The organism is Mesorhizobium sp. USDA 4132, assembly GCF_056279545.1.
Genome location: NZ_JBWCCP010000001.1, coordinates 827,590 through 841,736 on the forward strand (window position 1 = coordinate 827,590; position 14,147 = coordinate 841,736).

Annotated in this window: 13 protein-coding genes; 4 read left to right on the forward strand and 9 right to left on the reverse strand. The window is 60.2% G+C overall.

Annotated features, from left to right (window positions below; all coding sequences use genetic code 11):
• The first annotated feature begins 14 nt into the window (after window positions 1-14).
• Window positions 15-185, forward strand: coding sequence for a hypothetical protein (locus ACZ9IU_RS04250; protein WP_167551668.1), 171 nt, complete (start codon window positions 15-17; stop codon window positions 183-185).
• Between the two features lie 40 nt (window positions 186-225).
• Here ACZ9IU_RS04250 and ACZ9IU_RS04255 read toward each other — a convergent pair whose 3' ends face one another.
• The 5 genes from ACZ9IU_RS04255 to ACZ9IU_RS04275 all read right to left on the reverse strand — a co-directional run bounded on the left by ACZ9IU_RS04255 (window position 226) and on the right by ACZ9IU_RS04275 (window position 6,039).
• On the reverse strand, window positions 226-393 hold the full coding sequence (locus tag ACZ9IU_RS04255; protein WP_167551669.1) for a hypothetical protein: 168 nt from the start codon (window positions 391-393) through the stop codon (window positions 226-228).
• A gap of 92 nt (window positions 394-485) precedes the next feature.
• A complete protein-coding gene (locus tag ACZ9IU_RS04260) occupies window positions 486-1,598 on the reverse strand; it encodes an ABC transporter permease (protein ID WP_038540049.1) in 1,113 nt (370 codons plus the stop codon).
• 3 nt (window positions 1,599-1,601) lie between these two features.
• On the reverse strand, window positions 1,602-4,370 hold the full coding sequence (gene rbbA / locus ACZ9IU_RS04265) for a ribosome-associated ATPase/putative transporter RbbA (protein WP_038548740.1): 2,769 nt from the start codon (window positions 4,368-4,370) through the stop codon (window positions 1,602-1,604).
• Complete coding sequence (locus ACZ9IU_RS04270; RefSeq protein ID WP_038540052.1) at window positions 4,367-5,437, reverse strand: HlyD family secretion protein; 1,071 nt, start codon at window positions 5,435-5,437, stop codon at window positions 4,367-4,369. Before ACZ9IU_RS04270 ends, rbbA begins: the two co-directional genes overlap by 4 nt.
• 140 nt (window positions 5,438-5,577) lie before the next feature.
• A complete protein-coding gene (locus tag ACZ9IU_RS04275) occupies window positions 5,578-6,039 on the reverse strand; it encodes an NUDIX hydrolase (RefSeq protein WP_038548743.1) in 462 nt (153 codons plus the stop codon).
• 177 nt (window positions 6,040-6,216) lie between these two features.
• Between ACZ9IU_RS04275 and ACZ9IU_RS04280 the strand changes: the two genes are divergently transcribed.
• Window positions 6,217-7,047 (forward strand): universal stress protein, encoded by an 831-nt coding sequence (locus ACZ9IU_RS04280; protein WP_038540055.1) that lies wholly within the window; start codon window positions 6,217-6,219, stop codon window positions 7,045-7,047.
• A gap of 343 nt (window positions 7,048-7,390) precedes the next feature.
• On the opposite strand, the gene ACZ9IU_RS04285 is transcribed toward ACZ9IU_RS04280, so the two are convergent.
• From ACZ9IU_RS04285 to ACZ9IU_RS04300, 4 genes are all read right to left on the reverse strand, one after another.
• Complete coding sequence (locus tag ACZ9IU_RS04285) at window positions 7,391-8,140, reverse strand: GntR family transcriptional regulator (protein WP_038540060.1); 750 nt, start codon at window positions 8,138-8,140, stop codon at window positions 7,391-7,393.
• 146 nt (window positions 8,141-8,286) lie between these two features.
• On the reverse strand, window positions 8,287-9,417 hold the full coding sequence (locus tag ACZ9IU_RS04290) for a sugar phosphate isomerase/epimerase family protein (protein WP_038540063.1): 1,131 nt from the start codon (window positions 9,415-9,417) through the stop codon (window positions 8,287-8,289).
• Window positions 9,418-9,499: 82 nt separating this feature from the next.
• Window positions 9,500-10,372, reverse strand: a complete 873-nt coding sequence (locus ACZ9IU_RS04295) for an amino acid ABC transporter permease (RefSeq protein WP_038540066.1) — start codon at window positions 10,370-10,372, stop codon at window positions 9,500-9,502.
• Window positions 10,373-10,376: 4 nt separating this feature from the next.
• Window positions 10,377-11,309: an ABC transporter substrate-binding protein gene (locus ACZ9IU_RS04300; protein WP_038540069.1), complete on the reverse strand. Its 933-nt coding sequence runs from the start codon at window positions 11,307-11,309 to the stop codon at window positions 10,377-10,379.
• Window positions 11,310-11,937: 628 nt separating this feature from the next.
• Here ACZ9IU_RS04300 and ACZ9IU_RS04305 point away from each other — a divergent pair.
• Window positions 11,938-13,050: an ABC transporter ATP-binding protein gene (locus tag ACZ9IU_RS04305; RefSeq protein ID WP_437179041.1), complete on the forward strand. Its 1,113-nt coding sequence runs from the start codon at window positions 11,938-11,940 to the stop codon at window positions 13,048-13,050.
• A 51-nt stretch (window positions 13,051-13,101) separates the two neighbouring features.
• Entirely contained in the window at window positions 13,102-14,142 is a 1,041-nt protein-coding gene (locus ACZ9IU_RS04310) for an extracellular solute-binding protein (RefSeq protein WP_038540072.1), read from the forward strand.
• The last annotated feature ends 5 nt before the right edge of the window (window positions 14,143-14,147 follow it).

The window sequence follows — 14,147 nt, forward strand, 5'->3', positions numbered from 1 at the left end:
ACGAAAGAATTTCCATGAAAAAGACAGATGCAGAACAGCAGATAAAGCGGGCCCAGCGCCAGGTCGTCAATACCAGCGGCGGCGGCCATCTCGGCGGCACCAACCACGGCCAGGGCTATGACGCCAAGACCTCTTCCGCAAAGGGCAAGGCCGACAAAGGCCGCAAGGCCGGCGGCAAGAACTAAGCATCACATTATGCGGGCCGAGGAGCACTTCGGCCCGTTTTTACTTGCGCTTGGGAGCAACCGGCTGTTTCTCCGGCTTTCGGGGATGGCCCGGTGCGATGGGATCGCTTGCCGGAAAAGTCTCTTCGAGCGACTCTTCCAGGTAATCGTCCTGCTCCTTGGCGATATCTTTGGCGGACGTTCCGGGTGAAGGCCTCTCTTTTCCCATTTTAGAGCTTCCTCATTGATCGACCCCGTAATTCTACTCCCGTTTCTTCGCCGGCAGAAGCAGGAATAAGCACCGGCATGTTCAGGTAGGCCTTATCGCAACGACCTGCGGAAGCCGCGCAGCGAGAAGGCAAACAACACCGTTGCGATGACGAACAGCCACGCAAATTGCGGCCAGACCACAGAAAACCCGGCGCCGCGGTAAAGGATCGCCTGGGCGAGCAGGATGAAATGTGTGTTCGGCGCGGCGAGCATGATCGTCTGGATCACTTCCGGCATGCTTTCGCGGGGCGTGGTCGCGCCTGAGAGGATCTGCAGCGGCAGCAGCACCAGCATCAGTAGCAGGCCGAACTGCGGCATCGAGCCCGCAAGCGTCGCGAGCGCGATCCCCATCGCGGTTGCAGCGAGAAGATGGAGCGCCGCCCCCGCCATGAACAGCATGATCGATCCCTCGACCGGAACCTTCAGCAATCCCTGCACCACGAAGATCAGCGAAAGCAGGGTGGCGACGAACACCACCAGCCCCATCGACCACACTTTTGCAGCCATGATTTCGAACGGCGTCAGCGGCATCACCAGAAGATGCTCGACCGTGCCGTGTTCCCGCTCGCGGATGAGGGCGGTGCCTGTCAGGATGATCGCCAGCATGGTGACGTTGTTGATGACGTTCATCACCGAGGCGAACCACATCTGGTTGAGTTCGGGATTGAACCGCGCGCGCAATGCGAGGTTCACGGTCGGCGTTCGACCGTCGATATCCGCGGCGGCAAAACCGGCGACTTCGGTCGAGACGATATTCTGCACATAGCCCGATCCGGAAAATGCCTGGGTCATGCGGGTCGCATCGACATTGAGTTGGACGACGGGGGATTTGCCGGCGATCAGGTCGCTCTGGAAGTTCGGCGGAATATCGAGTGCGAACGTGTCGGTGCCGGCATCCATGCGAGCATCCATCTCGCCAGCCGTGATCATCGCCGGCGGTTTGAAATAGGGCTGCAGGAAAGAGTCGGCGATCTGGCGCGAGAGCGGCGAATTGTCCTCGTCGACGATCGCGATCGGCGCATTGTTCAATGTTTCGGGAACGGCTTTTGCTTCCGTATAAACGGCGATCGTGAAGGAATAGACGATCAGTCCGAGCAATATCGGATCGCGCATCAGCCCGCGCAATTCCTTGATCCCGAGGTGGACGATATTGGCGAGCCGCATCCGTCACCGTGCCTGTTTCTTGAGAAATACGGCGCTCGCCGCAATCAGCAGCGGCCCGGCAACAATGAGCGGCAGGAAAGCTTCGAAGAGGTTTTCGAAGCCGAGGCCCTTCGAGAAGGTGCCGCGCGAGATGATGTTGAAATAGGTCGTCGGATAGATCTGGCCGATGACCGCCCCGATGCCCTGAAGCGAGGAGACCGGATCGATCATGCCGGCAAACTGCACCGCCGGTATGATCGTCATTAGCGTCGTCCCGAAGATTGCGGCGATCTGGCTCGACATGAAAGTCGAGACGAGCAGGCCGAAGGCGGTCGCGAAAGCGACATAGAGAAGTGCTGCCGCGGTGAAGGCAGCTAAGCTGCCGGTGAACGGCACCTGGAACACCAGGATCGCAAACAGCCACAGGAGCACGGCGTTCATCATGCCGAGCGCCAGATAGGGAAGCTGCTTGCCGATGAGGAATTCCAGCCGCGTCACCGGCGTCACGTAGAAATTGACGATCGAGCCGAGCTCCTTCTCCCGCACCACCGACAGCGCCGCGAGCATCGCCGGGATCAGCAGAAGCAGCAGCGGAATGACGGCCGGGACCATCGCCACCAGGCTTTCGATGCCAGGATTGTAGCGGAAGCGGGTCTCGATCGAGAATTGCCCCTTGGCTGCATCGCCGAAGATTTCGCGCGCCTTTTGCGCCAGCCAGTGGGCGTGCATGCCCTGCACATAACCGCGCGTCGTTTCGGCCCGTTGCGGCATGGCGCCGTCGATCCAGGCGCCGATTTCCACGTCTTGGCCGCGTGCGACATGTTCGGCAAAACCGGCCGGGATCTCGATCGCCAGCTTCAGCGAGCCGTCGCGCATGCGCCGGTCGAGGTCGGCATAATCGCCGAGCGGCGGCTGCTCGACGAAATAGCGGGAACCGGCGATGTCGGCGATATAGTCGCGGCTGGCGACCGTGTCGTCCCGGTCGAGAACCGCGAATGTCAGGTCCTTGACGTCCATGTTGATGCCGTAGCCGATCACGAACATCAGGATCACGCTGCCGATCAGCGCCAGGGTGGCCCGAATGGGGTCGCGGCGGATCTCCAGGGTCTCTCGAAGACTATAGCTCCAGATGCGAAGCGGGTCGAAGGAGCGGTGCGGCCGTGCTCCGGCGAACTTGCGCCCGTCGTCTGCCGTCGAGGGCGTCGATGCGGATGAGACGGCCGTCTCGCCAATCGCATCTTCGAGATAGGCGATGAACGCCTCCTCCAGCGTCGTGGCATAGCGGCTTTTGCGGATCGCATCGGGCGTATCGCTCACCAGCACCTTGCCGGCATGCATCAGCGAGATGCGGTCGCAGCGCTCCGCTTCGTTCATGAAATGGGTGGAGATGAATATGGTGACATGGTCTTTGCGGGAGAGCTCGATCAGCGCCGCCCACAGCTGGTCGCGGGCGATCGGGTCGACGCCCGAAGTCGGTTCGTCGAGGATCAGCACTTCTGGCGAATGGATCAGCGCCACCGCTAGCGAAAGCCGCTGCCGGACACCGAGAGGCAAACCGTCCGGCAGTGCGTCCATGACGTCCATAAGCTCGAAACGCCGGCCCATTTCCTCGATCCGTGCCGAGATCGTGTCGGCCGGCAGCTGAAACAGCCGCGCATGCAGGTCGAGGTTCTGCCGGACCGTCAGTTCCGTATAGAGCGAGAAAGCCTGGCTCATGTAGCCGACGCGCCTGCGGACATCCATGTCCTTCGGGTCGACCGTCTTGCCGAACAACTTCGCCGTGCCTTCGCTGGCCGGCAACAGGCCGGTCAGCATCTTCATCGTCGTGGACTTGCCGCAGCCGTTCGAGCCGAGGAAACCAAAGATCTCGCCGCGGCGGATGCGGAAGCTGACATTGTCCACCGCCGTGAAATCGCCGAAGCGCATGGTGAGGCCTTCCGCCTCGATGGCAAATTCGGCCTCGTCGAAATCTGCCGGCGGGTGAATCGGAATGGCTTTGTGCGTGGCGCGCCTCTCCTCCGGCATCAGCGTAATGAAGGCATCGTCGAGCGTGGCGCCGCCGGTATGGGTAAGGATTTCGCGCGGTGTGCCGGTCGCCAGCACCTTGCCGGCATCCATGGCCGCCAGCCAGTCGAAGCGCGCCGCTTCCTCCATATAGGCAGTCGCAACGATCACGCTCATCTTCGGCCGCTCCCTCCGGATATCGTCGACGAGGCTCCAGAACTGCCGGCGCGACAGCGGATCGACGCCGGTCGTCGGCTCGTCGAGGATCAAAAGGTCCGGATCGTGAATGAGGGCGCAGCAAAGGCCGAGCTTCTGTTTCATGCCGCCCGAAAGCTTGCCGGCGGGGCGATCCTCGAAGCCCGACAGGCCGGTGCGTTTCAGAAGGTTAGCGATGCGGTATTCCCGCTCCTCGCGGCCCTGGCCGAACAGGCGGGCAAAGAAATCGGCATTCTCGAACACCGATAACGTCGGATAGAGGTTTTTGCCGAGTCCCTGCGGCATATAGGCGATGGCCGGGCAGGTGCGATCGCGGTGGCGGGCGCTGCGCATGTCGCCGCCAAGCACTTCGACCTCGCCCGTCTGGATCTGGCGTGCGCCGGAGATCAGCGAAAGCAGCGAGGATTTGCCCACCCCGTCCGGGCCGATCAGACCGACCATACGTCCGGACGGCACGTCGAGACTTATGCCGTCGATGGCGCGCGTCTTGCCGTAGGAATGGTTGACATCCGTCAACCGCGCCACATAGGCAGGTTCTGCCTCGGTGCCCTTCGCCTGCTGCTCCGGGCTCATGGGGCGATCGGCCGTGACAGCGCCGCCGGCCATTCTGCGGCGGGATCGAGCTTCACATAGGTCCGGCCAGGCAGCCCGGTCTTGACCTGCGCAATATATTTCTGGAGCAGTTCCGGAGAGACGCGTGCCCGCAGGCGGAACATCAGTTTCTGTCGTTCCTCCTCTGTCTCCACCGTCTTCGGCGTGAATTGCGCGACATCGGACACGAAGGATATCCGGGCCGGAATGACATATTGGGGAGCGGCATCGAGAACGATCCGGGCCTCGCCGCCGATCGGGGTGCGCCCCGCTTCCCCGGTCGGCAGGAAGAACGTCATGTAGACATCGCCGACATCGAGGATGTTGAGCACGCGGCCGCCGGCGGCGACCACTTCGCCCGGCTGCGCCACGAGATATTGCACCCGTCCGTCGCGCGGCGCCTTGAGCTCGGAATCGCGCAGATCGGCGTCGATCCGCGCGACGGTCGCCTGCACCGCCTCGACCGCGGCCCCGGCATCCACGACCTGCGACTGCGCCGCGCCGATCGCCGCATCGGTCGCCGCGAGATTGGCTTTGGCGGCCGAGACGGTTGCAACGCTTCCCTCGACCCTGGCGCGGTCGTCATCCAGCAACTGTTCGGACACCGATCCGCTGCGGCTCATCTGCTCGCTGCGGGCCAGCCGCTTGCGGGCCGATTGCAGCTGGACCTCGTTCTGAGAGACCGTTGCGGCCGCGGCTTCTTTCTCCGCCTGACGCTGGACGACGAGGCTTTTCGCGGTTTCGATGGCGATCTTCGCCCTTGCAAGCTGGGCCTCCGCTTCCCGTTTCTGGGCGGCGAGCTGTTCGATATCCATGCGGGCGACGACCGCGCCGGCTTTGACAAAGTCGCCTTCTCTGACCAGGATGTTGGAAAGCCGCCCTGCAGTTCTCGCCGCGACGTCGATTTCGACCGCCTCGATGCGGCCGTTTCCACTGGCAATTCCCTGCATGGCTCGCTCGGCCCGAAGGTCCTGCTGATAACGCCAGCCGAAATAACCGGCGGCCCCTACGACTGCGACAATGATGGCGGCTTTTGCGATACGGTTCAAAGGGAGGCTCCATGAACGCTGATGTCAGGCAGTTCTCGTATCTGTCCATCACGGGCTTTGCGGTGATCTAAGTCAAGCCGTGGAGGGGTTTCGCCGGCGCCCGGCACTTCGACATGCAAAGCCGGATTTGGCTCCTCGCTTCATGGCCGCTGTCGAGCCGCAAAATCGACGAGGATCGGCTGCTGCCCCTTCAAGATCTTGCGCTCCGCCTCGTCGAGGCTGAACCAGCCGGCCCTGTCGACCTCCGGAAACTCCCTGATCAGTCCCGATTTCGGCGGCCACTCGATCCGGAACGTGTTGCTGGCGATCTTTTCGACATCGATATCGGCCTCGATCGACCAGGCGAGCACCCGCTTGCCGCCCGGCTGGCGGTATTCGCCGAGCCATTCGAAGTTGCCGTTAATTCTCGCTCCTACCTCCTCGAAAACCTCTCGTTTCGCGGCCACCAGTTCGTCTTCTCCTTCATCGACAAGGCCCTTGGGAATGGACCAGGCTCCTTCGTCCTTGCGTGCCCAGAACGGTCCGCCGGGATGAACCAGAAACACTTGCCGATCTCCGGCGGCGTGGCGGAATATCAAAAGACCTGCGCTGCGTTTCGGCATGGCGAGTGCTTTCATCGTGGAGGCAGAAGCGGGGTTTATGATCCTAGTTGATCCTCAGATAGTGCGCAGCAATCTGAAATTCCGCTTTCGATTGACGAAGATCATGGCTCGGGCCGGTGCCGGTTCTAGGCTTTCCTTCCATAGGCCAATCAAGGCGTTATGCAGAGGAGACAGACAATGTCATTCAAGACAGTGCTCGCGATGATCGGCAATACGGATCCAACTGCTGATCTCGCCCGTGCCATGGAGACCGCGATCGAACTCGAAGCGCATCTTTCCGTCGTGGTCATCGGCCTCGCGGTTCCGGCAACCATGGGTGATTTTCCGGCCGGCACGGTGTGGCTCGACCAGCGGGACGAGGACTTGAGATTGCTCGACGGCATCCGGAAACAGGCGGCAGCCGCCTGCACGACGAATGGTCTGTCGTTCGATATCGACGTCATCTACTCCGAAGGCGTTTTCGTCGGCGAGGAAATTCATCGCCGCGCACTTTATGCCGATGTGCTGGTGATCGGAGACGGCGTGCGCAGCGATAGCGTTCTCACCCGGAAAATCGTCGACGGCGGCGTGTTCGAAGCGGGCCGCCCCCTTCTTCTGGCGCCGAAGAACCTCAGGACGACCCTGAAGCCACGGCGGGTTCTGCTCGCCTGGAATTCCCGCACCGAGGCGGCTCGGGCCGCACGCGAGGCCCTGGAGATGATGACCTGGGCCGAGGAGGTGCATGTCGTGCTGGTCGATCCGGACAGCTCCTACTGGGTCAGCGGCGGCGAACCCGGCGCCGACGTCGCTGCCTATCTCGCCCGACACGGGATAAATGTCGTCGTCGAACAACTGGCAAGCGGCGGCCGGCCAGTGGAGGATGTGCTCGAACGGCACGCGCTGGAGATCAATGCAGACCTCATCGTCATGGGCGCCTACGGACATTCCCGCCTGCGGGAGCGGGTGTTCGGCGGTGTGACCGCTTCGATCCTGGAGAAAAGCAAGCTGCCGGTGCTGATTGCCCGGTAGGCCCGGGACGCGATTTGCCTGCCTCCCACCCATCGGCGGGGGCAGGATTATTTAGATCTGCATCTTGCGGGAAACGAGAAAGCGGACAGGCCCTGAGCGCGCCGACCGATACCAATCGCCGCCGGCGCCAGAAAAGCTATGGGAATTTTAAAGAGAAAATTGGTTGTATAGCCTGAATTCTCACATGATTTCAAATGATTAGTTGAAGAGCCGCGAAATTCCCTCTGTTTTCCTGTCGCGAGCGACCGTGGATACCACCTTTGCGCCCTGGCTATGGGCATCAGTCAACAGGACGGGAGAGCGGCAATAATTTCCGCTCGGACGGGTGTTGACGTCACCCGATTTAGGAAAAGTTCTCCAGCACAGCCATGAACGTATGCCGGTCACCCTGGCCCTCAGTGAGCCGCACACGGCCTTCGATGTCAGCAAGATGATGGTCCATCAACTGCTGCGCCTTCATTAGGTCCTTGGCTTTCAGCGCGGTCACGATCAGACGATGATGATCGGCGCCGCAGTCGTCCTGCTTCTCTTCCTCGTAGAGGGCCATAACGAGCGAGAGGCGGGCAACGATCTTCGACAGCATTTCGGTCATGACCGCGTTGCCGCCGAGTTCGGCAAGTACGATGTGAAACTTACCGGAAAGGACGGTCTTCGATTTCTCGTCGCCGTGATGATGGATCTGCTCTTCCTCGTCCGCCAGCTTTTCGAGAGCGTCCAGCTGCTCCGCTTCGGCGCGGTTCATGACCAGTTCGAGGATGACGTGCTCCAGCTTCCGGCGTGATTCGAAAAGAGCCCTGGCTTCTTCGATCCCAGGTTCTGCAACGAAAGTGCCGCGATTTTTCTTTCGCTCCAGAAGATGGTCGCTCTCCAGCACGCCGAGGGCTCCTCGGACGACCGTCCTGCTGACACCGAAATGTTCGGCGATCGCATCCTCCAGAATCTTGGTTCCCGGCTTCAGCGCGCCTTCACCGATTGCGGTGCCAAGCGTTGTCCGGATGCGCTCTGAAACATCGTCGTTGTTGGTCTCAGTGGTTTCCGCTGCGCTATGCGCTTTCGGTACTGCCTTGGCGCTTTGACGGCGCGTCCTTTTCATTTCCTGCTCCAAATGCCCTTACGGCCGCATTATTTTTTCCATGAGAATATTCCTGCGTATATGCCGATCTCGACAAAAAGCCAGACTTTCCCATGATTTTAAAGGGCATCGGCAGCGCATGCCGCCGATGCTGACGGACCGGTCGTTCAGGCCGCCTGGCGCTTTGTCGCCGGCGAAGAAAGGGAGATGCTGTTTTCGGTGCAAATCCTTTCGACATAGCGAGCCGAGTCCTTGATGAAGATCACAGCTTCCTTGTAGCCGTAGGACTGCTTCTCATAGGTGGGGTAGCCGTACTGGTTGGCTTCGTACGCTTCCCAATCGGGAATTTCACCAGAGGTGACGCACTTCTCATAGGCGTCCACCATGGCGATATAAGCATCCAGCTCTTCGGCGTTGAGATCCGGGTGGCCGGCGCGCCAGATCGGATCGTCGATCTGGATGCACTGGCGCGGATTGGCTTTCCGGGGCTTGTCTTCGACGGATGCGGCAACTTCCAGCGAAAAATTCAGATCTGGGTTCGCCTTCGAGAGGATGGGAAGGATCGAACCGAAATCGACGATGCCGCCGCCAACGGGCCGGGTCTGGAAATCGAAGCCACCGGGTGCCCGCCCGACATAGGCGTCCTTGATGTGGGTCTGGCGGACATAGGGCGCGACGCGTTTTGCGGCAAAGATCGGATATTCTGCGCGCTGCAGACCGTTGGCCGTGTCGAAGACCACGCCCATGCAATCCTCGCCGACCTTTTCGATCAGCCGAAGAATTTCGAAGGAGGTGATCTCGTCATGGGTCTCCATGTTGAGGTGAACGCCGTTGGCGCAGGCGACGGGCGCGAGCTTCAGCAGAACCTTTTCGATGGCGAGCAACTGCTCTTCCCAGGTGACGTCGGTGCGGAACCGGTCATTCGCCAACCTGCCACGATATTCGGATTTGAAATTGCCGGGCGATACCCAGAGTTCACGGCATCCGATAGCGGCGCCCGCTTCGATCATCCGGGTGAAGCCAAGAATGATGTCGCCGTCGCCGATTGCCCGGAACTCCGGCGCCTCGGCGCTGCAATAGGGATTGATCTTGCCGACGCCGCTTTCGAGATAAAGGCCGAGTTCATCGGCCTTCGCCCTGATGTCGCGCAGTTCGACTTTGTCCAGCGTCGGGCTCATATCGAGAACCGTGGTGAAGAAAAGACCGCCGAGACCGAGTTCCCTGACATGGTCGAGGCTTGCAAGCGGCCCGCGCTTTACAGCTTCGGGAAGTTTCTGTGCATCAATGCCGAGTTTCATGGTTTGCTCCTTGGGATTTCCTGATCGGATACGCTGCGCTGGCGATCCTTGCTTGGTTGGGTTGAACGATGCCGGCGACCTGTCAGGCCCGTTGCCGGGTCTCCTTTTGCGAGCCGCCAGACGGGCCTTTGGGCACGAGTTGCTGTTCCAGGAAATGCTGGCCGATCGAGGCGACTGTGGTGATCGCGAGATACCAGAGCGATGCAACGCACAGCAGTTCGATGACCAGAAAGTTGCGCGCATAGATCGCCTGCGCCTGGGTCAGCAGGTCCTGCATGCCGATGACGGAGACGATGGCACTGGCCTTCAGCATGCCGATGGCCTGGTTGCCGGTCGGTGGAACGACGAGGCGGACCGCCTGCGGCAGAACGACTGTCCGCAAGGTTTGCAGTGGCCTCAAGCCCAGAGACGATGCCGCTTCACGCTGTCCACGATCCACCGCCGTCAGGCCGCCGCGAATGATCTCGCTCATATTGGCGGCCTCGTGCAGACCGAGCGCCAGGAACCCGGCGACCGCGGGAGTGACCAGATCGTTGATCGATATCGTATAGGCGCCAAGACCAACCTCGGGGATAAAAAGTCCGATGTTGAACCAGAAGAAGATCTGGACGATCAGCGGCACGCCCCGAAACCACCAGACGAAGCCGACGGCCATCGTTTTCAGCACGATATTCTGGCTGGTGGCCATGATGGCCACGATGCAGCCGACGGCAATCCCGGCCACCATTGCTCCTGCCGTCAGTTGGAGCGTCAGGACGACGCCGCCCAGGATCATCGGATCGATCATGAAGCGAGGGATTTCGCTCCATTGAACGCTCTGGCTACGGCCGATGATCATCATAAGGAGGGCCAGCGCGAGGATCGCGCTGGTACCGGTTGTGATTTGCCCCCACCGTATCGGCTTGCCGACGGGAGGTGCCATGGCGATGCTGACGGCTTGAGCAAAAAGGGACATGGGCTCAATCCACCGGCATGCTGGCGGCGTCGTTGACCTTGACCGTCTTCACGGCGAGCGGACCAAGGCTCCATTTTTTCATGATGGCTTCATAGGCGCCGCTATCGACCATATGCTGAAGGCTTGCCACGACCGTGTTGCGAAGCTGTGGGTTGTCCTTCGATACCAGCATGCCGAGATATCCCACCGCGAGGCGGACATCCGGAAGAGCCTGCAGGCCGACGCCTCTGCCGGTCTGGTTTGTCGTGGTGTAGACGCTCGTGGCATAACCGTTGACGGTCGCATCGGCGCGGCCGGTGCGCACTGCCTGCAATACGTCAGGCATTTTCGGGATGGACATGATGTTGATCGGCGTGGCGCACTTGGCAGACGCGGCCTCCACCATGCGCCCCTGGAAAGTGCCGACCGGCACGGCGACCTTCTTGCCGCAGAGATCCGCCATGCTCTTGATGCCGAGCGGGTTGTCCTTGATGGTCATGATCGTGGTCGCGTCATACATGTAGTCGATGACATCGACCTGCTTTTCCAGTTCCGGATCATCGTTGATGCCGGAGACGGTCATGTCGAAACGCTTCGACAGGATAGCAGGAACGATCGCGGCCCCGGCACCAACGTCGGTCATCTGCACGTCGATGCCGAGAACAACGCCGAGGGCGGCGGCGATATCGGCATCGATGCCGATCAGCTTTCCATCCTCTGCGCGGAAGCTGATCGGCGGGGTGAGGTCGGTTGCGACCTTGAGGACCTTCGACGCCTTGATGGCAGGCGGCAGGCCGTCTGCCAGTTTTTGGTTGAAGGCCACGCCCGGCAACTTCGCCACGTCCGCCTCCGGCACCATCTTGACTGCCGGACCTTCGGCTGCCTGTGCCGACAGGGAGAGCAAGGCTGCGAATGTGCCGGCAAGTCCGCTTCTCAGAATTCCGTTGATGCTGTTCATGGGATCCCCTTTCGTTGTTTTGCCGTGTTTGAATTCTCGGGGATTTTGAAGCAATCGCCGTGCCAAGTTGACGGACCGATTCCTAAGTTATTGAGAATGAAGCCAGATATTTCTATCATCAATATTCGTATGTTTTTTCGAAACTAGCTTAGAAAGTTAATACGAATCTAAATGCATAAAATTTCATCGGCTCAACGTTGCTGTCATGGGAAAATGCCGCCTCAAGTCTAATTTAGCTCCAACTATAGGGATATTTTCCTAATATTGAAGACGAAAGCTCTGCGATGGGCGCGTTTCCGGTAAAAAGCGGCGTGAATTCTCCCCGTCGGCTACCAGGTCTCTGCTCAAGAACTAAACTATCGAGGCCAAATTATATGCAGCTGTACTGATTTATTCATATGCAAAAATCTGTGATAATAAACTTGCGAATTTAATCTCGTGAAAAATAACGTATTTAAAACATTACCTTGCTTCGATTCTTCAGGTGACAGTTTGGAACTGGCACGGTGCTTGCAATTCGATGGGCATGAACCAGACCCTGACCAGATTTTTTAGCCAACGACATATCCGCTTAGCTCCCGGTCGCTACTCGCGTCCCATCGTTGCGGCAGATCATGGGGGAATTTGCATGCCTCATATTGCGAACTCGATTGAAGGAAAGCAGCTCAGTGTCAAAGGCCTCACGCACAGTTATGGCGGACAGAATGCCGTCAGCGATGTGTCCTTTGAGGTCAACGCTGGAGAAATCGTCGCACTCCTCGGGCCAAGCGGCTGCGGCAAATCTACGGTGCTCCGGGCTATTGCAGGCTTGATCCACCCAAAGTCTGGCCGAATGGTGCTCGGTGGGGCGGACCTCGCCAACATATCTGCCCGAGCTCGCGGCATCGGCATGGTCTTCCAGAATTATGCGCTGTTCCCGCATCTGACCGTGGCCGAGAACATCGCCTATCCACTCGCCTGCCAGCAGGTTCCGCGCACCGAACGAAAGGCGCGCGTCGAGGAAATGTTGTCCCTCGTTCGTCTCAACGGTTACGGCAATCGGCTTCCACGCGAACTGTCGGGCGGCCAGCAGCAGCGTGTCGCGGTTGCCCGCGCCATAGCAGGACGCCCTTCGCTGCTTCTGCTCGACGAGCCGTTCGGCGCACTGGACCGGGCGCTTCGCTTCGACCTGCAGGTCGAACTTCTGCATCTTCAGAAAACGCTCGGGATCACAACGCTGATCGTCACCCACGACCAGGAAGAGGCCCAGAGCCTGGCAAACCGTCTTGTCTTGATGAGCAAGGGTAATGTCGAGCAGATCGATACGCCAATGGCCGTCTATGACCGGCCCAACACGCTGTTCGTCAACACCTTCATCGGGCAGGCCAATATTCTCCACGGAACGGTCGTGCGTCTGGATCCTGAAGCCACGTTGATCGGCTTGCCCGGCGACAAGGCTCTTCGCCTGCCGCGCCGCCTGAACTTTACCGTCGGATCGAAGGTCACCGTCACCTTCCGGCCCGAGGAGGTTCGGTTGATAGGCCAGCCCAGCGAAAATTCGCTTGCAGCACGCGTGACCGTATCCGTGCCGCTCGGTCCGACGCTGGTCCACGACCTCGTTCTCGACGACGGCACTAATCTGCGTGCGTCCGAGGTGCGCGGCCCTTCGACCTTCGTTCCCGAAACCGGGACGCAGATTTTTGCCGAGATCGACACCGCACGAGCCCATGTCTTTCCGGGCGAACCGGAAGTCTCCCAGTGAATGAAGCCAGTGAATGAAAGCCGTCAATCAACAACCAACAGAGGTGATAGCATGACCAACTTCAATATGACTCGTCGTAATTTTGGCCTGCTCGCTGCCGGTGCGACCGCAGCCGCAACCATGCCGTTTTCCGCCCGCGCCGCCGGCGGCAGTGTCGTCGCCGCAACCTTCCCCGGCAACTGGGAAGATGGCTACCGCACGGTCCTGACGCCGCTCGTCAGGCAAGCCGGTTTCGATCTGACGGTCGCCCCGGCACTGGCGCAGGACCAACTCGCCAAGGTGATGGCGAGCCCCGGCAACCCGCCTTACGACACGCTGCTGATGTCGCCCGGCCAGATGGCGACCGCCATCGACAACGACCTGATCCAGAAGATCGATCCGAGCAAGCTCAAGAACTGGAGCATGCTCGACCCGGCCTTCCAGGGCGAGTATGGCCCGACCGTGACAATCGAAGTCAACGGCATCGCCTACAATCCTGATCTCGTGCCTGCCCCTAAGGGCTATCGCGACCTGTTCGAAAACCCGGCCTACAAGGGCAAGGTATCCTGGACCGGCTTCGGCTCGAACACCGGCGTCATGGCCTACAGCCAGATCGCCAAGATCTTCGGGACCAGCACCACGGACATGGATGCCGTCTTCAAGCTGTTCAAGGACAATCCGGAGCAGATCAAGGGCGTCGTCGCCAGCACCAACCACCAGATGACGCTCTTCCAGCAGGGCGAGATCGCGGTCTTCATGTGCTCCACCGGCAATGTCGCCCGCCTGAAGAGCCTTGGCCTCAAGGCCGAGTTCGTCCAGCCGGAAACCGGCTCTCCCGCAGCCCCGGTCAACATCCACCTGACCAAGGGTTCGAAAAACGTCGAGGCCGCCTATGCCTACATGGATGCAGCCATCTCCAAGGCGGCACAGGACAAGCTGAAGATGCCGCCGCAGGAGATGTTCCCGACCAACAAGAACGTCTCCCTCACGCCGGGCATTGAGGCCTTCGTCAAGCGCGACCAGCTTGCCAACATGGTCTATCCGGACTGGGCTTCGATCAACAAGAACCGTGCGGAATGGATACGCAAGTTCGACGCCCTCGTTGCTGGTTGAGGTGA

Bases quoted from the DNA above. Each gene is read 5' to 3' on its own strand.
- rbbA (WP_038548740.1), bottom strand. From the start codon at position 4,370: ATGAGCCCGGAGCAGCAGGCGAAGGGCACCGAGGCAGAACCTGCCTAT.
- ACZ9IU_RS04260 (WP_038540049.1), bottom strand. From the start codon at position 1,598: ATGCGGCTCGCCAATATCGTCCACCTCGGGATCAAGGAATTGCGCGGG.
- ACZ9IU_RS04280 (WP_038540055.1), top strand. From the start codon at position 6,217: ATGTCATTCAAGACAGTGCTCGCGATGATCGGCAATACGGATCCAACT.
- ACZ9IU_RS04295 (WP_038540066.1), bottom strand. From the start codon at position 10,372: ATGTCCCTTTTTGCTCAAGCCGTCAGCATCGCCATGGCACCTCCCGTC.
- ACZ9IU_RS04300 (WP_038540069.1), bottom strand. From the start codon at position 11,309: ATGAACAGCATCAACGGAATTCTGAGAAGCGGACTTGCCGGCACATTC.
- ACZ9IU_RS04250 (WP_167551668.1), top strand. From the start codon at position 15: ATGAAAAAGACAGATGCAGAACAGCAGATAAAGCGGGCCCAGCGCCAG.
- ACZ9IU_RS04290 (WP_038540063.1), bottom strand. From the start codon at position 9,417: ATGAAACTCGGCATTGATGCACAGAAACTTCCCGAAGCTGTAAAGCGC.
- ACZ9IU_RS04255 (WP_167551669.1), bottom strand. From the start codon at position 393: ATGGGAAAAGAGAGGCCTTCACCCGGAACGTCCGCCAAAGATATCGCC.
- ACZ9IU_RS04310 (WP_038540072.1), top strand. From the start codon at position 13,102: ATGACCAACTTCAATATGACTCGTCGTAATTTTGGCCTGCTCGCTGCC.
- ACZ9IU_RS04275 (WP_038548743.1), bottom strand. From the start codon at position 6,039: ATGCCGAAACGCAGCGCAGGTCTTTTGATATTCCGCCACGCCGCCGGA.
- ACZ9IU_RS04285 (WP_038540060.1), bottom strand. From the start codon at position 8,140: ATGAAAAGGACGCGCCGTCAAAGCGCCAAGGCAGTACCGAAAGCGCAT.
- ACZ9IU_RS04305 (WP_437179041.1), top strand. From the start codon at position 11,938: ATGCCTCATATTGCGAACTCGATTGAAGGAAAGCAGCTCAGTGTCAAA.